General features: G+C 60.3%; 17 protein-coding genes. 8 read left to right on the plus strand and 9 right to left on the minus strand.

Annotated elements, in window-relative coordinates; all coding sequences use genetic code 11:
• Positions 1-188 precede the first annotated feature (188 nt).
• From BFD71_RS21750 to ccsB, 3 genes are read left to right on the plus strand one after another with little or no spacing between them, the layout of a single operon-like run.
• Positions 189-1,697: a cytochrome C gene (locus BFD71_RS21750; RefSeq protein WP_256094851.1), complete on the plus strand. Its 1,509-nt coding sequence runs from the start codon at positions 189-191 to the stop codon at positions 1,695-1,697.
• A 51-nt stretch (positions 1,698-1,748) separates the two neighbouring features.
• Positions 1,749-2,420 carry a c-type cytochrome gene (locus tag BFD71_RS21755; protein ID WP_069266387.1) on the plus strand — a complete coding sequence of 224 codons (672 nt, stop codon included), beginning with the start codon at positions 1,749-1,751 and terminating at the stop codon, positions 2,418-2,420.
• A gap of 55 nt (positions 2,421-2,475) precedes the next feature.
• Entirely contained in the window at positions 2,476-3,699 is a 1,224-nt protein-coding gene (ccsB, locus tag BFD71_RS21760) for a c-type cytochrome biogenesis protein CcsB (RefSeq protein WP_370684300.1), read from the plus strand.
• A 56-nt stretch (positions 3,700-3,755) separates the two neighbouring features.
• On the opposite strand, the gene BFD71_RS21765 is transcribed toward ccsB, so the two are convergent.
• A complete protein-coding gene (locus BFD71_RS21765) occupies positions 3,756-4,907 on the minus strand; it encodes an MFS transporter (protein WP_069266389.1) in 1,152 nt (383 codons plus the stop codon).
• Positions 4,908-5,214: 307 nt separating this feature from the next.
• Between BFD71_RS21765 and BFD71_RS21770 the strand changes: the two genes are divergently transcribed.
• The 3 genes from BFD71_RS21770 to BFD71_RS21780 all read left to right on the plus strand — a co-directional run bounded on the left by BFD71_RS21770 (position 5,215) and on the right by BFD71_RS21780 (position 6,634).
• The gene (locus BFD71_RS21770) at positions 5,215-5,535 is read left to right on the plus strand and encodes a DUF4148 domain-containing protein (RefSeq protein ID WP_069266390.1); all 321 of its coding nucleotides are present in this window, start codon (positions 5,215-5,217) and stop codon (positions 5,533-5,535) included.
• Positions 5,536-5,663: 128 nt separating this feature from the next.
• On the plus strand, positions 5,664-6,155 hold the full coding sequence (locus BFD71_RS21775) for an aminoacyl-tRNA deacylase (protein ID WP_069266391.1): 492 nt from the start codon (positions 5,664-5,666) through the stop codon (positions 6,153-6,155).
• Between the two features lie 164 nt (positions 6,156-6,319).
• A complete protein-coding gene (locus BFD71_RS21780) occupies positions 6,320-6,634 on the plus strand; it encodes a hypothetical protein (protein ID WP_069266392.1) in 315 nt (104 codons plus the stop codon).
• Positions 6,635-6,646: 12 nt separating this feature from the next.
• Here BFD71_RS21780 and BFD71_RS21785 read toward each other — a convergent pair whose 3' ends face one another.
• The 6 genes from BFD71_RS21785 to BFD71_RS21810 form a co-directional block, all read right to left on the minus strand.
• Positions 6,647-8,608: a TonB-dependent receptor gene (locus tag BFD71_RS21785; RefSeq protein WP_256094852.1), complete on the minus strand. Its 1,962-nt coding sequence runs from the start codon at positions 8,606-8,608 to the stop codon at positions 6,647-6,649.
• Between the two features lie 384 nt (positions 8,609-8,992).
• Entirely contained in the window at positions 8,993-9,409 is a 417-nt protein-coding gene (locus tag BFD71_RS21790) for an ExbD/TolR family protein (RefSeq protein WP_069266394.1), read from the minus strand.
• Between the two features lie 15 nt (positions 9,410-9,424).
• Complete coding sequence (locus BFD71_RS21795; protein ID WP_069266395.1) at positions 9,425-10,156, minus strand: MotA/TolQ/ExbB proton channel family protein; 732 nt, start codon at positions 10,154-10,156, stop codon at positions 9,425-9,427.
• Between the two features lie 25 nt (positions 10,157-10,181).
• The gene (locus BFD71_RS21800; RefSeq protein ID WP_069266396.1) at positions 10,182-10,958 is read right to left on the minus strand and encodes an energy transducer TonB; all 777 of its coding nucleotides are present in this window, start codon (positions 10,956-10,958) and stop codon (positions 10,182-10,184) included.
• A gap of 164 nt (positions 10,959-11,122) precedes the next feature.
• Positions 11,123-13,933 carry a bifunctional YncE family protein/alkaline phosphatase family protein gene (locus BFD71_RS21805; protein WP_256094853.1) on the minus strand — a complete coding sequence of 937 codons (2,811 nt, stop codon included), beginning with the start codon at positions 13,931-13,933 and terminating at the stop codon, positions 11,123-11,125.
• 874 nt (positions 13,934-14,807) lie between these two features.
• Positions 14,808-15,692 (minus strand): LysR family transcriptional regulator, encoded by an 885-nt coding sequence (locus BFD71_RS21810; RefSeq protein WP_069266397.1) that lies wholly within the window; start codon positions 15,690-15,692, stop codon positions 14,808-14,810.
• A 139-nt stretch (positions 15,693-15,831) separates the two neighbouring features.
• Between BFD71_RS21810 and argC the strand changes: the two genes are divergently transcribed.
• Complete coding sequence (gene argC, locus BFD71_RS21815; protein WP_069266398.1) at positions 15,832-16,761, plus strand: N-acetyl-gamma-glutamyl-phosphate reductase; 930 nt, start codon at positions 15,832-15,834, stop codon at positions 16,759-16,761.
• A 155-nt stretch (positions 16,762-16,916) separates the two neighbouring features.
• Positions 16,917-17,384: a CBS domain-containing protein gene (locus tag BFD71_RS21820; RefSeq protein ID WP_069266399.1), complete on the plus strand. Its 468-nt coding sequence runs from the start codon at positions 16,917-16,919 to the stop codon at positions 17,382-17,384.
• Between the two features lie 103 nt (positions 17,385-17,487).
• On the opposite strand, the gene BFD71_RS21825 is transcribed toward BFD71_RS21820, so the two are convergent.
• Positions 17,488-18,087, minus strand: a complete 600-nt coding sequence (locus tag BFD71_RS21825) for an NADPH-dependent F420 reductase (RefSeq protein ID WP_069266400.1) — start codon at positions 18,085-18,087, stop codon at positions 17,488-17,490.
• A 98-nt stretch (positions 18,088-18,185) separates the two neighbouring features.
• Positions 18,186-18,920: an SDR family NAD(P)-dependent oxidoreductase gene (locus BFD71_RS21830; protein ID WP_069266401.1), complete on the minus strand. Its 735-nt coding sequence runs from the start codon at positions 18,918-18,920 to the stop codon at positions 18,186-18,188.
• Between the last annotated feature and the right edge of the window lie 69 nt (positions 18,921-18,989).

Consider the following 18,989-nt stretch of genomic DNA (forward strand, 5'->3'; position numbering starts at 1 on the left):
CGACCCGTCATGATCGATCAGGTCCATCGTACGCACAGGAGATGTCGAATGGAAACTTCACGTTTACTGTCCGCATCCAGTTCATGTCGCTAGCGAGCCCCCTACCAAAAATAGAGGGGGTTGACCCATCGCGATTCTGATTGCGCGTTTGCACAATGAAGACGTCGCGTGCGTGCAAAGGGTTCATCGTGAACGGTTTCACCAGTTGGAGCCTCGCGCTCCTCGATCGCCGCGGCACACGGAATACGGACTCCAGCTCTCACTGCCGACGCGATGTATTTGCTCCATGCGGCGCAGGAGTGGCAGCCATGACAAAGTTACTCGTCAGCCATGCAGCATTTCATCATTGGCTGTTCTGTGGCTGGGCACTCGCATTCGTGTTGCTCGCGTTGTTGCCGGCGACCATCGCACACGCGCTGCCGATCTTCGCGCGCCAAACCGGCCAGAGTTGTGTGGCTTGCCACGCCGGAGGACAATTTCCTGAGCTCACGCCATATGGGCGAATGTTCAAGCTCACCGGTTATACGCTCGGTGAACGCACGATCCCGATTGCCGCAATGGCAATCGGCAATCTGAGCCAGACGCGAGTCAATACTGATGCGAGCGGCAACACCATCAACACCAAGAATGGTCTGCCGATCTTCGACTTTGCGAGCATCTTTCTTGCCGGAAAGATCACCGACAAAATTGGTGCATTTACGCAGTTCACCTACACGAACTACGACCATCAGAATGGCGAAACGAACAAATGGGAAGGCCACTGGGCATCCGACAATACAGACTTCCGGTTCGTGGACCGGATCATGGGCGAAGCGAACGACCTGATCCTCGGAGCAACGCTGCACAACAATCCAACCGTGCAGGATGTCTGGAACTCCGCGCCGGCATGGGGTTATCCGTACATTTCATCGACGATCAGTCCGGTTGCCAAAATCCCCAATCTTCCCGTTATCGAAGGAAGTCTTGCGTCGCAGGTGGTGGGTTTCGGCGGCTACCTGTACTGGAACAAGACGGTCTACGCCGAACTGACCGCGTACAGCACGGCCGATGGCATCTGGTCGTTCATGAGTCACGGCAACCGGGAAGGAAACGCGGCTCACCCGCAAATTTATCTGCGCGGTTACAACCCGTATGCACGCATTGCGTTGACGCGGGACTGGGGGCCTCATAGCGCAATGGTCGGCGCGTTCCTGTTGAACGTGAACATCTATCCGAACGACTCGAACCAGTTCCCGATCTTTACGCAGGGCGTGACGCGCTACCGCGACTACGGCGTGGACGCGCAGTACGAGTACCTGCTCGAGCCGCACACGATCACCGCGCAAGCCCGCTACGTGCGTGAGAACGTCCACGATCCGAATAATCTGGTCCTGAGCGACAGCACGTCGGGGAATCTCGACTCGTTGAGGATCAAGGCATCGTATGTGTATCAGGCCAAGTACGGGTTCAGTCTTTCGTTCTTCAATACGACAGGTAGTCCAGACAGCACAGCCTACGCGGCCAGCGCGAATTTCCACCCCAATACGCAGGGATGGACGCCAGAAATATTCTGGATACCGAATCAACGCATCCGGATAGGTATTCAGTACACGCACTACACCAAATTTCTCGGTGCGACGTCGAATTACGACGGCGCGGGCCGTAATGCGAGAGACAACGACACGCTTTTCATCTATCTGTGGGCTGCTTCATGGTGATGTCCCGTGGCTACCGGGGACAGCAAAGGCTGCAGCAAGGAGGTTGTTGCCATGAACAAGGTGACGCATATCGTCTCCATTGGGATGCTGCTGGCCGGGTCGGCGTGTCAGGACCTCGAGCATTCGCGACAGGTCGATAACCCGCAGGTGCGCGGAAAGACCATCGCCTTGCAGGTGTGCTCGAACTGCCATGGTGTGAACGGCGTTTCGGTGTCGCCTACGTTTCCGAAGCTCGCCGGGCAGCGCAAGGAATATCTGGTCGATCAACTGACGGACTTCAAGAGTCATTCGCGGGCCGACCCGAATGCGCAGCGTTTCATGTGGGGATTCACCCATTTGACCGACGCGCAGATCGACGAGCTCGCGACGTACTTCTCGAGTCAACCCGCGGTTCTCGGCGAAGCGAGCGATCTCGCGCTCATCAACGAAGGCAACGCGATCTATCATTCGGGCCTGCCGGACAAGGGCGTCTCGGCGTGCATGGCTTGCCATGGACAGCATGGCGAAGGGATAAATCAGTTTCCCCGGCTCGCGGGCCAGCACGCGGACTACGTCATGAAGCAGCTCAAGGTCTTCCAGCAATCGGATACCCGGCCTCGCGGCGCTGTCATGAAGGCTGTGTGCGCCAACATGTCGGACCGTGACATGCGTGCCGTCGCGGCCTACGTCGAGGTGTTTCCGCCGGAAGGGGAGGCGTCCGTCAGTCCGGCAGACGATCGATGAGCAATCAGGCGCACAGACCGCGATTTTTCGACGTCGTCTTTGAATAGCGAATGCCATGAAATCATCCTCACCGTCTTCCGATGCTGCGATGGCGACGCCAGCGGCACTACATCGGCCACGATCCACGTGGCGAGCGGCTCAAACGAGCCTGCTGTCCGACGAACGCCCCTTTGCGAGGCGCCTCGGTGCATTCGACTGGCTGTTTGCCCTTGCGATGGCTGGAGGCGCTGGCTTTGCCTTGTCGCGCTACCACGCGTACATGAGCGTCTATGACCAACTGGTGCTGGTGTGCTCGGTGCCGGCCTTCGTCGTGCTCGGCTGGCGCTGGAAGCCGGCACGGCTGCTGATCGCGGCAATCGCAGCGCTGTCGCTGTTTGCAATCCAGTTGTACCAGGGCGACCTGGGGCGCGCCAACAGCACGTTCTTCCTGAAGTATTGCCTGTCCAGCCAGTCGGCCATTCTCTGGATGAGCGTGCTTTTCGTGCTCGCCACCTTGTTTTACTGGCTGGGCACGCTGTCGCGCTCGCCGTCTGGCGGTGCAATCGGCTCGAAGTTGACGTGGGTCGCGGTATTGATGGGTTTCGTCGGGATGATGGTGCGGTGGTATGAGTCGTATCTGATCGGTGCGGACGTCGGCCACATTCCGATTTCGAATCTCTATGAAGTGTTCGTGCTGTTCTGCGTGATCACGGCGCTCTTTTACCTGTACTACGAGGAGCACTACAACACGCGCTCGCTTGGCGCCTTCGTGTTGCTCGTGATCAGCGCGTCGGTCGGGTTCCTGATGTGGTACTCGATCGCACGCGACGCGCAGCAGATCCAGCCGCTGGTGCCGGCGCTGCAAAGCTGGTGGATGAAGATTCACGTCCCGGCCAACTTCATCGGCTACGGCAGTTTTGCGCTGTCCGCAATGGTCGGCGTGGCGTACCTGCTGAAGGAGCGGGGTGTGCTGTCGGACCGGCTGCCGACGCTCGATGTGCTCGACGACGTGATGTACAAGTCGACCGCTGTCGGTTTTGGGTTTTTCACCATTGCGACGATTCTCGGCGCGCTGTGGGCCGCCGAGGCGTGGGGCGGTTACTGGAGCTGGGATCCGAAGGAAACGTGGGCGCTGATCGTCTGGCTGAACTATGCGGCCTGGCTGCATATGCGGCTGATGAAGGGGTTGCGGGGGCATGTTACCGCGTGGTGGGCGCTCACGGGCCTGATGGTCACCGCCTTCGCATTCCTCGGGGTGAATATGTTCCTGTCCGGGTTGCACAGCTACGGCCGCCTATGAGGATAACGAACGAATGCGATGACGTATGAAGCTTCTGTTCTCGCCACAAGGCCCTATCAGGGTTTGAGCTTCGCGAGGCGCGGTGCGAAGCGGCACATTACGAGGGGGAGCAGTGCCAGGACGGCGCCGGCAAAGAATGTGGTGGACGCGCCGTGCCGATCCCACAACCAGCCGGCGATGACGCTTGCAAACAGCAGGCAGATGCCGCTTGCGAGATTGAAGACGCCGAACGCCGTGCCCCTGAGCGATTGCGGCGCGGTTTCGGCGACCATCGCAGCGAGAAGGCCTTGCGTGAGCCCCATGTGCAGGCCCCACAGTGCGACGCCGATGAGCACGGTGATGATCGACGCACTCGCGCCGAGCACCAGATCCGCCGCGATCAGTGTGACGATGCCGAGCGCAAGCAAAACGCGGCGGTCGGTTCGATCGGACAGCGCGCCCGCGGGGTACGCACTAAGTGCATAGGCGAGACTCATCACCACCATGACGCCGGGAATCCACGCGATATCGATGCCGGTCTGCTGGGCGCGCAACACAAGGAACGCTTCGCTGAAGCGCGCGAGGGTGAAGGTCGCGCCTATCGCGACCACGAACCAGTAGCGCCCCGGAAATTCCCGCAACGCTTTCCAGCGCAGCGGTGACCGGAAGCTGCGAGACGCCTGTTCATGAGCCGGCTCCTCGATGCCGAACACAATCAGACCGACCGCAATGACGGCTGGCACGACAGCGAACCAGAGGACGGCGCGGATGTGATCCGAGAAGCGCAGCATCAGCACGATGGCCACGAGGGGCCCGGCGAACGCGCCTATCGTATCCATCGACTGTCTGAGCCCATAGCACGCACCGCGAATCTCCGGCGGCGCGACATCCGCGAGGAGCGCGTCGCGCGGCGCACCGCGAATTCCCTTGCCGGCACGGTCGATGAGACGCGCCACCGCGACAAGCGCGGGCGTGTGCGCCAGCGGAAAAAGCGGCTTGGACAGCGCGCCCAGCCCGTAGCCGAGCAGCAACAGGGCCTTGCGCTTGCCGAGCCAGTCGCTCACGGGGCCCGAGAAGATCCTGACGATCATCGCCGTCGCTTCGGCGGCCCCTTCGAGCAAGCCCAGCGCGCTCACGCTCATACCCATCGTGGTGACGAGGAAGACAGGTAGCAGCGCGTGAATGAGTTCGGAGGAAAGGTCCATGAAAAGGCTCACGTATCCCAGCATGCGTACCGCGCGGGGAATGGGGATGCGTGAGGTAGCGGGCGTCTCAGGCAGCACTGCGCTTGCTCCGGAGATACGTGTACTCGTGCCACGTGAGGGCGATGACGACAATGTCCAATGCCGTCACCAGCAGCGGCTCGTGCAGCAAGCTGATCCTACCGCAGTTCTTCCACGCGTTGCGGCTGCATCGGTCGCGACTGATTCGTGTTTCCGCCTCGCCTGCCCGTTGGCTCGCATGCACGTAACATGGAGTTGCGGCGCGATGGAACCCCGGGTTGCGCTGCGCCCATCAGACGCGTGGAGATGCGCCATGAAGAGCCTCTCGAGAATGTCCCCGACGCTGACTGCGTTGGCGCTCCTGCTGGCGGGATGTGCCATCGGCGTGTCACAAAGCGTGCAACAAAGCGGGCCACATCTGAGCCCAACCGAGTGCCGTGATCTGGCTGCGCTCAGAAGCAACGCGCCCCCGACGATGGCGCAGCACCAAAGCGAACTGGCGGCCCTGAGGAAAGCGGGTTACAACCCGTCACCCTGGTACGACGACCCGTACTACCCAGACGATCTGCAGGCGGCGCAGCGCGTGGTCGACTATTGGTTCAACACGGAGTGCCACCCGTCTGCGCCCGGGTGAGAAAGGTGGATTCGCTCCACTTCCCGGCAACAACGCGGAGTTCTGCTACCGGGTCTCTCGCGAGTGGACTATCCTGAAAGGATTAGTGGAGGCTGGTTTTCTTCTCCGCATTCGACAGGAGGTGTGCCATGTCGATGTCGACCACTTTGCAGGAGCGCCTGCGCAGCAAGGGCTCACGCTACGAAATCGTGCGCCACCCATACAGTCATTCGAGCATGGAAAGTGCTGCTGCGGCGCACATTCCCGGCGACCGTCTAGCAAAAACGGTGCTGCTCGAGGACGAGCACGGCTATGTGGCCGTCGTCCTGCCCTCAACCTATGCCGTGCAATTGTCCGAGCTTTGGAACAAGACAGGGCGCAGGCTCGGCCTTGCTACGGAAGACGAACTGCGTGAGCTGTTCAAGGACTGCGATGCGGGGGCGCTGCCGCCGATCTGTGCGGCGTATGGGATGAAAACCTACCTCGAGACGAACCTGGCCGGCCAGCCGGACGTCTACTTCGAGGCGGGCGATCACGAAGAACTGGTTCATATGGACGGGGACCAGTTTCTGGCGCTAATGGACGACGCGGAGCGAGCCCATTTCGCAAGACGCATGCGAGGCATGGGTGGACGTGCGTGAGTGAATAGTCGAACTGCGTACGTTCAGGCGGGGGCGGTGCCGATTGACCACATCGCGCCGGGGCAATCGCGTCCTGGTTTCGTGCGCATGGGTGGTTGCGTAAGCAACGATTAACGGCGCCGTCCTCGCAATCGTATCAATTAACCGGGAACAGGAGAGAGAAAATGCCTATCGCCAGACAAATATCGGCCCTGCTCGTCGCGGCATCGCTTGGGATTGGCACAGTGACACCAACCTTCGCGCAGGACGACGCTTCGGGTGCAGCCAATGCCGCAGTGCCGGGGGGCGCGTCGTCTGCGAAGCCAACCAAAGCGGAGCGCAAGCAGGCCCGAAAGGAAGCCCGGGCGAAAAAGAATGCCGAATTGAAGAGGCTGGAGGCCGCGGGCTATCAACCCGGCCGCGCCAATGATCAGAACTATCCGCAGGATCTCCAGAACGCGCAAAAAAAGGCGGGGATTGGGCAGGGAGCCAGTCAATAGCGGCCGAATGCCTCAAAAATCCGCATGCAGGGTAACGTAGGCGCTAAGGGGCTCACCAAGATAGGCGCCGGCCTCATTGGCGGCGATGAAGTAGCGCCGGTTGGTCAGATTGTGGACATTGAGATCCACGCCCCAGTGGTTCGCCTGATAGCCGAACGCCGCATTGGCGATGACATAGGATGGCACCGAATTGATGTTCGAGATGTCGCTGTACACTTTGCTCATGTAATTGATGCCCGCTCCGACATGAAACCCGGGATGTCCCGCGATCGCGAATGTGTAGGTCGACCACAGATTCGCCATGAACGCGGGCACGTCCTGCGGGCGGTGGCCGACCGCCGTTATCCCTTGGGGATTGCTCGTGACATAGGCGTGCTGCGCCGTGAAATTGGCGATCACGTGCCAGTTGTCCGTAATGCCGGCATCGAGAGACGCCTCGCCGCCTTGTGTGCGCTGGCTGTCGTACACGACGGTTTCGATGTTGTTGACGGTCGTCGGCGTCGCCACGTTGTCGCGCGATACGTCGAAGAGTGCCGTGTTCAGCACGTATTGGCCGTCGAGCAATGAAAACTTGACGCCCACCTCGTACTGCAGCGCCGATTCAGGCGCGCCGATACCCGTCTGCGTGTTCTCCGAGTTGAAGTTCGTCAGATAGCTCTTCGATATGCCGAAGTACGGCGACATCCACGGCGTGAGCTTGTAAAGCGCGCCGATATTCCAGCTCACCGGCGCATCATTGCGCGAGTAGGTATTGCCCGCCAGTATCGGTACGCCTTCGTTGTCCACCCGTCCTGGCACGGTGATATTCGGTGTCAGCGAAGTCTGCCACCAGTCCTTTCGCACACCGACTCGTATTTTCAGCTTGCTCGTCGCATCCACCTGATCGGTGGCGTACAGGCTGTAGAAGTTCGCAACCAGATGATCGTTGTCGCATGAATGCTTCGCATCGCAAAGGAAATGCAGGCTCGCAATCGAAGTTTCAGGCGGCACCGGTGCGAACACATCTTCGATATTCGGAAGGTCCGCCGTGGAGCGATCGGTATTGATGGTCTGATGCTGATACTCGAAGCCTGTCAGCAGCGTGTGCTTGACGTTTCCCGTTGCGAATTTCCACACAGGTTCGAGCTGATAGTCGAGCGTATTGTCCGAATCGTTTTGTTGGCGCAACTGCCGGTTGACGACCTCGTTGCCGACCACCTTCGTCTTCGAACTATCCCCATTGCCAAAGAACTCCAGGGAGCGGTGCAGGAACGAGAGCCGGTTGTTGATCGTCAGCACGTCGTTGACCTTCCACTCGTCGGTGAGGGTCGGGCGAACGTAGCTTGCGCGCGCATAGGCGAACGGCGTCGAATATTTCGCGTCGAATGGAACGTTCCGGATGGGGGTGCCGTTGTAATAGATGATGCCGTACGAATCCGGCGTCGAGCGGGAGTCTTGCGCCTCGAGCGAGAAGTCGATCTTGTGGTCGCCGATCTTCCATTCGACTGCAGGACGGATCTCCTTGTCCCAGTACGACAGGCTGCGGTATCCGTCCGATCTCGCACCCGTCGCGTCGACGCGATAGTTCAAGCCCGAGAGGCCGGTCGGCCCCGTGACATACGCGCTGCCCCAGACCGTGCCGAATGAACCGGCCTGGATGCTGCCTCCATATTGAAGCGTGGGAGACGGCGTGTAGTGGACGATATTGATCGTGCCGCCCGGCGGTCCGCTGCCAAAAAGTGATGAACCCGGTCCTTCGAGAACCTCGATGCGCTCGACACCATTCAGCGAATGCGAAACGCCGTTGACCTGATCGCCGTCGGAAAACCCGTCGGTGTAAATTTGCGCCTGGAGGCCGCGGATCATGAAGTGATCGAAGAAGCCCTTGGCATCCGGTCCGCCGGAATTCACCCCGGTGGCGTTGCTGAGGCTCTGCTGAAGCTTCGTGGCGCCTTGCTCCTTGAGCAGCCCGCTGGGGATTTCCTGCACAGTCATGGGCAGGTCGCCTATCGGCGTTCCGGTCTTGCTGACGTCTGCAGTCTGGTCAGGATCGTTGACGTTGTCGGGGGCGGTCGTCGGTCTGGTTGCGCGGACAACGACCGTATTCAGTGCGGATGGCGGTTGAGATTGTTGGGCCTGTTGAGCGTTCGCTGCGCTAGAAAAAGACAGCGTTGAAAACGCAACCGATACGGCGATTGCGATGCGAGACGGGGACGATTTCATTAACGTCATCCTGTTTTTGGGGATTTCTGATAATTCGTCGCCCCCTATATTCTTGAACGGAAATGACTTGCATATGTAAGCTGCAAATAGACAACGTGTGGGCCGTTTTACGAGCAGCCCGCCCGCTACCTCGAAGCAGCTTGGTGAAGCAATGGTCTATGGTTTGGGCTCGGTGACGAATCCGATCTTCGTCAGGCCGCCTGCATAGGCAGCTGACATCACTTGTGCCACCGCTTCGTATGCCACCTTGCGATCTGCGCCGAGATGCAGTTCGGGAAGCGGGTTCTCGTGTGCGGCCGCGGCGATTTTCGCGCGCAGCGCACTGGGGGTGACTGGCTGCCCGTCCCATAGCACGGTGCCATTGGCCTCGATCGAAACATTGACCTGCGCCGCCTTCGCGTCCTCCTTCTGACTGCTTGCGTGTGGTAGTTCAATTTTTACCGCATGGCGCAGCGCAGGGATCGTCACCATAAAGACGATGAGTAAAACCAGCATGACGTCGACGAGCGGCGTCATGTTGATTTCGCCCATCAGACCATCGTCTTCGTCGTCACTAAACGGGGTTATGGCCATTGCCGTATCTCGAGGTCAGTCGCTGCCGGTGGCGAGCCGCAGGCCGCTGTCGTGGACAGGCGGCGAGAGGCTCGAACCGGTCACGACGTACGCGTGAAGCCGATGCGCGAACCGCCTCAGCTTTCCGGCGAGCGCCTTGTTGGCGCGCGTCAACGCGTTGTAGCCCAGCACGGCGGGAATGGCCACGAAAAGGCCGAATGCCGTCATGATCAGCGCTTCGCCGACGGGGCCCGCGACCTGGTCGATCGACGACTCGCCAGTCGCCCCAACCGCCAGCATGGCGTGATAGATGCCCCACACCGTACCCAGCAATCCGACGAACGGCGCAGTGCTGCCGATCGATGCCAGGATCGAAAGACCGCCCTGCATTTGGGCGGCACTCTCGTCCATCGTGTCTTTCAGGCAGCGCGTTATCCAGTCGGATACGTCCATGCGCTCGCGCAAAAGCGGCTGCGCGCTGCGATGATGATCGGCGGCCTCCTTGCCGGCCAGCGCGAGTGCGAGAAACGGATTGTCTCGCGTGGTGCTTGCGCGGTTTTCCGGTTGCCATGCCCCGTCCGTGAAATCGTCGAGTTGTGCGATTGTCGGATCGATGTCGCGAGCCAGTTTTTTGAGCCGGATGACATTCCAGCCCTTGACGATGATCACGCTCCACGAGAGCACCGACATGACCAGCAGTACGAGCGCGATGCCGCGCGTCACAAAGTCTCCGGCTGCCAGGAAGTGCGAAATACCATAGTTTTGCATGGCGGGTTCCCTATAAACGTCCGCACTAGTTGTTCAGGGCGAATACGAAAGGCACAGACGTCGGCACACGGCGTGGCGTTCCGTTCTCGAGATACGGCTGGCACGTGCTGTCGCGCACAGCGGCAAGCGCCGCTTCGTCGAGGCGGTCGTGCCCGCTGCCGCTCTTCAGTTCCACGGATTCAGGCTGGCCCGTCAGTCCTACGATGAATTTCACCATCACAGAACCTGTTTCGCCTCGTCGTTGCGAGAGCGCCGGGTAGGGCGGTTGTGCAATGCTGCAATGCAGATGCGAGATATCCTGCGGAGCGGCCAGTGCGATTGTTGGGCGGGTGGAGACGGCATCGGGCGACGACGCGGCTGCCTGCTGTGCAGCGGCCATGGGTGCCGCCGGTGTCGAGGTGGAGGTAGAGCTCGACTGCGCCGAGACGGGTTCGGTTGCAGCAAGCCTGCGCGGTGAGGGAGTCATGGTTTCACGCAGCGTCGTCACATGATTCGGTTTCCTGATATTTTGCGGCTGCACCTTCGGCTTCGCAATGTCGACGGATGTCGCACGGTGCTCGAGCGGGGAAGGAGGCGACTGCGCGACGGCAGGTGCCGTAACCGGCGCGGGACTCAGCAACTCGGCCGTGATCGTGCGCGGCTCGGCGGCCGGCGGCACAGGATCGTTGCGACTGCTCGACACGATCGCGAGTAGCGCCGCGTGTATGGCAGCGACGACAACGATGGCGCTCGTTGCGCGGACATTGGGTCTGTCGGGCCATGCCGGCTCGCGATCGGCAATAAAAGGAAGCGAAATGTGCATGCGTTAGATCCGGTTCAAGCGGTTCGCTTTATCGAACGTCTGCGCAGTCGATGCCAACGGGCGGCTGCCCCTATGGACAGCCGCCCGCCGATGCCAGCTACAGTGCGCTTAACGCAGCGGGCGTCACGATCCCGTCAACGCGACGCCCGGACGACGTGATTCGCTCAATCGTCATCGTCGTCAGCAGCGGCGACCGTCTTCGCGCCATCGGTCGTGGGCTTCGTATAGACCGAGTGCGGCTCCGGATACGGCTTATTGCCCATCACGCCCGCCCACAGCACGCGGTTGAACACTTCCGGCGGGACGCGATCTTCCTTGGAGAAGTCGAAGCCCTTCGTCGCGTTCGCCCAGTAGGTCGCGTCATGCAGCGGGTGAATGTCCGGACCCTGTGCATACTGGTTGCCGTCGTTGCCGCTCGACGTCGGGCCAGTCGCCACGTTGCCCACGTTCGTGCCCTTCAGGATCGTCGACGCAACGGCGGTGTAGGTCCACGAACCGTCCGAACCGGTGTCGAAGACATCGGCCATCGGTTGCGCGTACGCCGTGTTCAGGTCGATGTGCTGGGTGCCGAGCACGTCTTCCATGGTGCGGACCGCGTTGACCTGGCTGTAGGCGGTGCTGACCACGGCGTTCTTCTTCACATACGCGCCAACGACGTAGGCCGGAGCACGGTGCGAATCGACGTGATCGGAGCCGGCCTGCGAGTCGTCTTCGACCACCACGATCAGCGTGCTTTTCGCGTACGGGCTGTGCGCGACCGTCTCGATCAGCTTGCCGACCGCGAAGTCGTTGTCCGCTTGCTCCTGCTCGGCCGTGCCCATCTGGCCGACGTTCTGCGCATAGCTGCCGGTGTGATCGGAACCCATGCGGACGAATTCAAACGACGGGAGATGGCCGTTCGCGACGTACTGCTGGAATTCGCGGTTCCATTCGAGTTCGCGGAACGTGTCCGGATAGGCCTGGTCGAAGCCGCGATAGTACGGGTCCGTCAAGGTGACGAGCGACGGCTTGAGCGGGTAGACCTGAATATTGCCGGAGGCAAACGGGGTGAGGAGGGGGCTGGCGATCGTGCCGATCGAGCCGGTGTTGTTGACCATGCCGCCGTAGTTGCGGACCGTACCGCCGGCTTGCAGCACCGCATCGTAGATGCTCGCTTTCTGATAGCCGAACGGGGCATCCGGCACCGAGATATCGGCGATTCCCGGCAGCGCGTTCGCCGTGCCGCCCGGCAGCGACGACGTTACCGTGGAGTAGGCGCCGCCCGAGACGGTGTCGCGCATGGCAGTCGTGGCGAGGCCGACCGGCAGACCGCGGTTGGCGCCTTCGGATTCATACGACATGCCGCGGCTTACGCCAGCGTAGTTTTCCTGCTGCGAAACCTCCTCGGTCGGCGTGACGTGCGCATGCTGCACCCACGACCAGCCGTCCATCGAACCATCGCCCGGATCGGTGAAGTTGTCGATCGTGACGAAGTTGCCGGCGATATTGTGGAAGTTCGGCGTGGTCGACTTGCCATACATCGTCAGCGAGGGATCGCCGTTCGAGCCGTTGCCAAGGTCGCCGAGGATCTGGTCGAACGTGCGATTTTCCTTGACGACATAAATCACATGCTTGATGTGATCGCGCAGGAAATGCATCGTTTGGCGCTCGCTTTCCGACTCTCTGATCGAGTAGTGATTGTTTTCAGCGACCTGGCTGGTCAGCCGGGCAAGCGCGTCGCCCCGCGGAACCGGTGCGCTCACGAGGCTGCTCTGCTCGAGACCGAACTGGTACTGCGCCGAGGTACCCGAGGTGTACAGCGGGTTCGGACCGGTGTTCGACTTGCCATTGATGATGTACATCTGCGACCCGTCGGCGCTCAGCGTGATGTCCTTGGGCGCATAGGCTGTCGGGATCAGGCCGGTGACGTGGTAGCCTTCGTCGCCATCGAGCGAGATCACGGCGATCGAGTTGTCGCCATTGTTGACCGCATACAGGGTTCTGCCGTCGCGTGACACGGTCACGTTCACCGTGTCGCGGCCGCTGTACTTCTTGTTGTTGCCGTGGCCCTGATCGTCGCGGTCGCCGTCGCCGGACTGGCTGGCGATGTCGATCGTCCTCTCGACCCTGTGGCTGGCGGTATTGATGACCGCAACCTGGTCGGTGTTCGCCACGGCGACATAGAGTTTCGACTGATCGGGCGAGAGGGTCATGCCATAAGCATTGCCTTTCACCGGGATGCGAGTGATGAATTGCGGTGCGGCCGGGTTCGACAGGTTCAGCACCACGACTTCACGGTCCCGCACCGACGAGATAAACGCGGTGTCGTCGGACTTCAGTGAGACGGCCCACGGGTATTCGCCACCTGCGGCGCCTTGCGTGCCCGATGTGTTGAACGGACGCAGATCGTATTCCGACGTAACCGTGTTCGTCGTCGTGTCGATGATGGTAATCGAGTCGTTGTAGTTGTTCGCAACGACGAGGATCCGGCCATTGCCGGAGAGGGCGAGACCACCGGCGTTCGGTTTCACACCGTTGCCGATCCCCTTGCTGTGATTCAGGGCGATGGCTGCGGTTTGCGACCATTGGGCCGACGGAAGCGCCGATGGGCGGCCGTACACGTAGACCGCGTCGTCAGCGCCGCCGGTGCCGTACAGGGTCTGGTTTCCATTCCAGACGAGGCCATCGAACGCGTTGTTCTGGTGAATGGCCTGGACGAACTTCGGATTGGCCTTGTTGGCGCCCGACACGTCATAGATGAATATGTACTGAGTCGAGTCAGTCTTGTCGAGCGTGCTGTTACTGGGGCCCGTGTAGACGGTGTTGTAGCCTGCCGTGATCACGGCGAGGGTATTACCGTCCGGGCTGAGTTGCGACCGGATGGCGCCGCTGACGACCTGGGTCGGCTTTGCGGCGAGTTGCGGGTTGAGCAACTGCTGCACAGCACCCGGAATGGCTCCCGGGGAGATGAACTGGCCCGTCGGCAGAAGTTCCATGTTGCCTTGCGGCGGTGCTGCAAATGCAATACAGCTAGTCAGTAATCCTAATGCAATGCCAGATTGAACGACGTTTCGATTCATTTTGGTTCTCTCCAGATAATCAAAACAGAAAAGCCAAATTCGATTCAAGCGGAATCATTTGTCAGGTCTGTTGCCCCTGATTGCGGAGACGTGCAAGCGATTGGACCAGGTGGGATGTATTGCAGTGGCGCCATCCCGGCGCTTTCAGCCCGGTAACATTTAGTCAGTTTCGAATGTCAATCGAATGACATGTTCTGAGCGTGGATATTCAGAATGCGAATCGTTCTCTGTTGCTTCGTCGGTTATTTCGGCATACTGAGTTATATATGTGCCGAAAAAATGAGGTCGAGGTGCGACGCAGGGGTGTCGCTAGCCGTCTTTGGTGCGCGGTCGGGGCCCGGTGCATTGTGGCACTCAATGCCTGTGTGGTTGCGCAACGGTTCGCCATAGAGGCTACGAGTCTTGCATGACAGATAGGTGAAGGTTGCAGAGGCCGGCTATCGTCTCGTTGCGCTCGCAAGCAAGATGCGCAGATTCTTCGATACATAAGATGGCATGTCTACTCGCATGTTGTCCCTCGCGTCGAAATCAGGCTGCCCAAAATGGGCAGTTTAACCGGTGTTGATGGCCGGGATGCGCCACGTCGAGGACACGTCATACCTTTCTCTATCCTTTTATTCACCTTTCATTTCGAAAGATTGACGGAGCTTCCTCGGCACTGCCCGCGGCGAATTCCCTAAACAAGAAAGAATAGATGCCGCTACGCCTAAAGCTTTGACGCGAGGCAGATCGTCGTCGCGGGCAAGAGCATGGATCAGCGAAAAGGAATCTGAGCGAGAACCGGTAACTCCTACGCAAATCGCAAATCCCACAACACATCGAGTACGTGTTGCGTGGAACGTTCAACGTACCCCGCGCGATATGCAATGCCGAGCCGTCGCCACAACGCCGGGCGCAGTGGACGCATGACAATGCGATTGTCGGGTAATGGCGTGGTGGCCTCATGGGGCAAGAGCGCTGCGCCGTAACCCGCCGCTACCAGACTCTTGATCGCGTCGTTGTAGTTGAGCTGTATGCGCGGCGAAGGATGGTGCCCCGCCGTCGCGAACCACTCCGCAGTCAGACGCGAGAGACGCGTGGTCGAGTCATTGAGAATGAGCGGTTGGGCGGCGAGCCATTCGGGGGTGACGCGGGCCGGACACCGCCAATGCGCCGGCACAAAGGCCATCACAGGGTCGCGGCGCCAAGGCTTTATCACGAGTCCAGGCACCGGGGGCTGAGGCAGCGCGACCAGCCCGACATCCAGCGTTCCATCCACCAGCCGGGACAGCGTTTCTTGCGAAGTCAGCACTGCAATCTGAATGTCGATGGCAGGGTGGTGCTCGCGCAGGACCTCGAGCGCTTGCGGCAGCAGGTGCGCAATCACGCCCGTGGACGCGCCGAGACGCGCACGCCCTTCGAGCCCCTCTACCTGGCGTTGAATATCGTCTAACGCCTGCTCCGCGTCGGCCAGCAGTCGGCGCGCGCGCTCCACCAGCACCTCGCCGAGCGAGGTCGGCCCCACATTTCCGCGCTTGCGTAACAGGAGGGGAGCCCCAACGCGGTCTTCGAGTTCGGCGATGTGAAGGCTGACCGTTGGCGGCGCCAGGTGCAATGCACGCGCCGCATCGGCAAATGAACCACGGTCGGTGACGGCGACCAGAGTGCGCAGGCGGTCCAGGCTGATCTCTCGCATGACGACGTCCAGATTCAGAAAAACTGAATGTTTGCGTTGTGAAATTCAACTTTCCCTATTCTAGCCGTCCGCGCAACATAGGGGTTCGCTTTACCTCGGTTCAACTGTTCCAATCCATAGTCAGCGGAGTCATCCACATATGAGCTCTCCCGTAGTTTTCATCGACGGCGACCAAGGCACCACCGGGCTGCAAATCCACGACCGGCTGCGCAACCGGACCGACATCAGACTGTTCACACTTGCCGCTGCCCAGCGCAAAGATTCGCGGCGTCGCGCAGAAGCCATCAATGCCTGCGACATCGCTATCCTCTGTTTGCCGGATGCCGCCGCGCGCGAGGCAGTGGGCGCCATTGCCAATCCTGCCGTCCGGGTGATCGACGCAAGCTCCGCTCACCGCACGCAGCCGGACTGGACTTACGGTTTTCCGGAAATGACGCCGGGGCAGGCTGAGCAAATTGCGAACGCATGTCGGGTCACCAATCCTGGTTGCTATCCGACCGGTGCAGTCGGCCTGCTGCGTCCGTTGGTGCACGCCGGGCTCATACCGGGCAATTACCCGATCAGCATTCATGCTGTATCCGGCTACTCCGGGCGCGGACGTGCCGGTGTGGAGGAACATGAGGGACAGGGAGCCGCCAACGCGCCTTCATACCAGGTCTATGGCCTGGAACTCGCGCACAAACACACGCCGGAGATCCAGCAGCATACCGGGCTTGCGCAGCGTCCCATCTTCGTTCCTGCGTACGGATCGTTCCGTCAGGGCATCGTGCTGACGGTGCCGCTGGCGTTGCCGCTGCTGGCACCCGGCGTGGATGGCGCCACGCTACACGCATGCCTCGCACGCCACTATGCCGAGGCAACTCACGTACGAGTTTTGCCGTTGCACGAATCGAGCGCCTTAAAACAGCTGGATCCGCAAGTACTGAACGGCACGAACGACATGCACGTGAGCGTATTTCACGACGAGGAACACGGGCACGTCCTGCTGTCGGCGGTTTTCGACAATCTTGGCAAAGGCGCATCCGGAGCTGCGGTTCAGAACCTGAACCTCATGCTCACGCGGCAATAGTGGCCCATGCCTTGAGCTTCCGTTTTCGACGCTGAATGTCTCCTGGTTTTCGCGGCAGCAGACATTCCTTTAGCGACGCGAAGGAGCGTACCCTTTCGTTGTGAGCCGACTGATGGCGTCGGCGCGCAACTGCCAGTCTTCTATAGGAGACGACCATGAAAAAGGAGCGAAAAACAGCCCGGCAAATTCTGTCCGGGAACCCCCGGGAGGTGATCTCGGTCGGCCCCGCGGACTCAGTGCTGACGGCGCTGCGTCTGATGGCCGATAAGGATGTCACCACCGTGCTGGTGCTGCAGAGCAGCAATCTTGTCGGCATCCTGTCTCAGCGCGATTATGCGCGCAAGGTCGAACTGGCCGGGCGCAACGCGGCAGAGACGAAGGTCGGCGAGATCATGACTTCCGAGGTGATTTACGTCACGCCAGAGCATATCTGTGACCAGTGCCTGGCGTTGATGCATACGAGGCGGATCCGGCATATGCCGGTCATCGATTCAGGACAGGTAATCGGCGTGCTATCCACTAGCGATGTCCTCGAAGAATTGATCCAGGAAGACGAACATTTCATCAGCATTCTCGAGCATGACATGCTTTACCTGACCGTCGATACGGGTGGCGCCTATTAATTCATTCGCGGGCGGTGAGGAGCGCGCCAACTGATTCCCGGCCAGATCACCAGCACGCATTTAGCGATGCGCGTGGCCGATCTGACTTTGTCGCAACGCGCCGCTATTTGAACTTGACGAGATCCTTGAAGATCAGCTGAGCCCAGCTATTCCCCTTGGCCTGGACAAGCGAGCCGCCATCCTTGAGCGGGCCTAGCGCAATGGGCGCGAAACCGAGCTGTTCGGCCAAAGCTGCGACCGGTGCCACCGCATTTTCGTCATCGCTCGACAGAAATACGACACGGCTGCCGCCCTTCACGTTCGGATCAGCGGCCAGAACGGCAGCGGGCAGATGGTTAAAGCCCTTTACGAACCTGGCGCCGGCAAACGCCCGGGCGACAACCGCGGACGACGGCAGTCCTTCCAGGTCTGCGACGGGAACGCCGAAAGCATTTGTCGTGTCGATGATCGTCTTGTCCTGCCAGGTCGTGAGCAGTTTCGCGACTTCGCGATGTTCCCAAAACGGAACTGCCAGGAAGATCGTGTCGGACGCGATCGCATCCTGCAGCGTTCTCGGGACAACGGTGGGGCCGATCGCTCGTGCCTGCTCCATCAACGCATCGGGTGGGCGCCGGCTGGCGACGCTCACGTCGATGTTCTTTCTTGCAAACGCTCGGGCGAGCGCCTGGCCTACGGCGCCAAAGCCAATAATCGAATAGCTCATGCGAACTCTCCATGCAGGCGGAAATTCCGCCTATTGATCAGGAATCCATATTTATATACACAATCTGGATCACTCACTCCTGGCTTTACGGCACGATTTCAGATAGCCGACAAGCCGCCGTCGACGGACAACTCCACCCCATTCACGAAACTCGAATCGTCTGAAGCAAGAAACAACGCGACCGTCGCGATTTCCTCGGGGCGCCCCATCTTTCCCCGCGGGATCACGGATTCGAACATCCGCTTCGCCTCTTCGTCGAGAACCTGGTCTTGCATCGGTGTAGCGATCGGCCCCGGGCTCAGCACGTTCACGCGGATATTCCTGCCCTTTAGCTCGTTGAGCCACGTGCGTGCGAATGAGTGCAACGCCGCCTTGCTCGCCGCATACACGCCGTAACCAGGAAAGCCTTTTACCGAAGCGACTGACCCGGTCATGAAGATCGATCCGCCATCGTTGAACAGCGGCAACGCCTTCTGAACCGTAAACAGCGTGCCGCGCGCATTCAGGTCGAAGATCGCGTCGTAGTGCTGCTCGGTAATCTCGCCCAGTGGTACGGCTTCGCCCCAGCCGGCGCTCGCGTAGAGGATATCGATCTTGCCTTTTTCCCGCTTGACGGTATCGAACAAGCGGTCGAGATCGTTGAGATTGGCGGCGTCGCCGCGCACGCCGGTGACGTTCCGGCCAATCGCGTTGACGGCTTCGTCCAGCGTTTGCTGCCGCCGGCCCGTGATGAAAACGTAGGCACCTTCTTCAACGAACCGCTTGGCGCTTGCCAGCGCCATGCCGCTCGATCCACCGGTGATGACTGCAACCTTACCCTCGAGCTTTCCCATAATGGCTCCTTTCGTGGTGTCGGACAGCGTCTCTGTTCCCATTTGCACAAAATCGCTGTATCTTGTGGA

The sequence above is a fragment of the Paraburkholderia nodosa genome, assembly GCF_001718195.1.
In the GTDB taxonomy this organism is placed as follows: Bacteria; Pseudomonadota; Gammaproteobacteria; order Burkholderiales; family Burkholderiaceae; genus Paraburkholderia; species Paraburkholderia nodosa_A.

Excerpts from the sequence above, each read along its gene's own strand:
- BFD71_RS21805 (WP_256094853.1), bottom strand. The coding sequence starts at position 13,933 with ATGGAACTTCTGCCGACGGGCCAGTTCATCTCCCCGGGAGCCATTCCG.
- BFD71_RS21825 (WP_069266400.1), bottom strand. The coding sequence starts at position 18,087 with ATGAGCTATTCGATTATTGGCTTTGGCGCCGTAGGCCAGGCGCTCGCC.
- BFD71_RS21785 (WP_256094852.1), bottom strand. The coding sequence starts at position 8,608 with ATGACTGTGCAGGAAATCCCCAGCGGGCTGCTCAAGGAGCAAGGCGCC.
- BFD71_RS21800 (WP_069266396.1), bottom strand. The coding sequence starts at position 10,958 with ATGCACATTTCGCTTCCTTTTATTGCCGATCGCGAGCCGGCATGGCCC.
- BFD71_RS21755 (WP_069266387.1), top strand. The coding sequence starts at position 1,749 with ATGAACAAGGTGACGCATATCGTCTCCATTGGGATGCTGCTGGCCGGG.
- BFD71_RS21790 (WP_069266394.1), bottom strand. The coding sequence starts at position 9,409 with ATGGCCATAACCCCGTTTAGTGACGACGAAGACGATGGTCTGATGGGC.
- BFD71_RS21795 (WP_069266395.1), bottom strand. The coding sequence starts at position 10,156 with ATGCAAAACTATGGTATTTCGCACTTCCTGGCAGCCGGAGACTTTGTG.
- BFD71_RS21810 (WP_069266397.1), bottom strand. The coding sequence starts at position 15,692 with ATGCGAGAGATCAGCCTGGACCGCCTGCGCACTCTGGTCGCCGTCACC.
- ccsB (WP_370684300.1), top strand. The coding sequence starts at position 2,476 with ATGAAATCATCCTCACCGTCTTCCGATGCTGCGATGGCGACGCCAGCG.
- BFD71_RS21830 (WP_069266401.1), bottom strand. The coding sequence starts at position 18,920 with ATGGGAAAGCTCGAGGGTAAGGTTGCAGTCATCACCGGTGGATCGAGC.
- BFD71_RS21820 (WP_069266399.1), top strand. The coding sequence starts at position 16,917 with ATGAAAAAGGAGCGAAAAACAGCCCGGCAAATTCTGTCCGGGAACCCC.
- BFD71_RS21765 (WP_069266389.1), bottom strand. The coding sequence starts at position 4,907 with ATGCTGGGATACGTGAGCCTTTTCATGGACCTTTCCTCCGAACTCATT.
- BFD71_RS21775 (WP_069266391.1), top strand. The coding sequence starts at position 5,664 with ATGTCGATGTCGACCACTTTGCAGGAGCGCCTGCGCAGCAAGGGCTCA.
- argC (WP_069266398.1), top strand. The coding sequence starts at position 15,832 with ATGAGCTCTCCCGTAGTTTTCATCGACGGCGACCAAGGCACCACCGGG.
- BFD71_RS21780 (WP_069266392.1), top strand. The coding sequence starts at position 6,320 with ATGCCTATCGCCAGACAAATATCGGCCCTGCTCGTCGCGGCATCGCTT.
- BFD71_RS21770 (WP_069266390.1), top strand. The coding sequence starts at position 5,215 with ATGAAGAGCCTCTCGAGAATGTCCCCGACGCTGACTGCGTTGGCGCTC.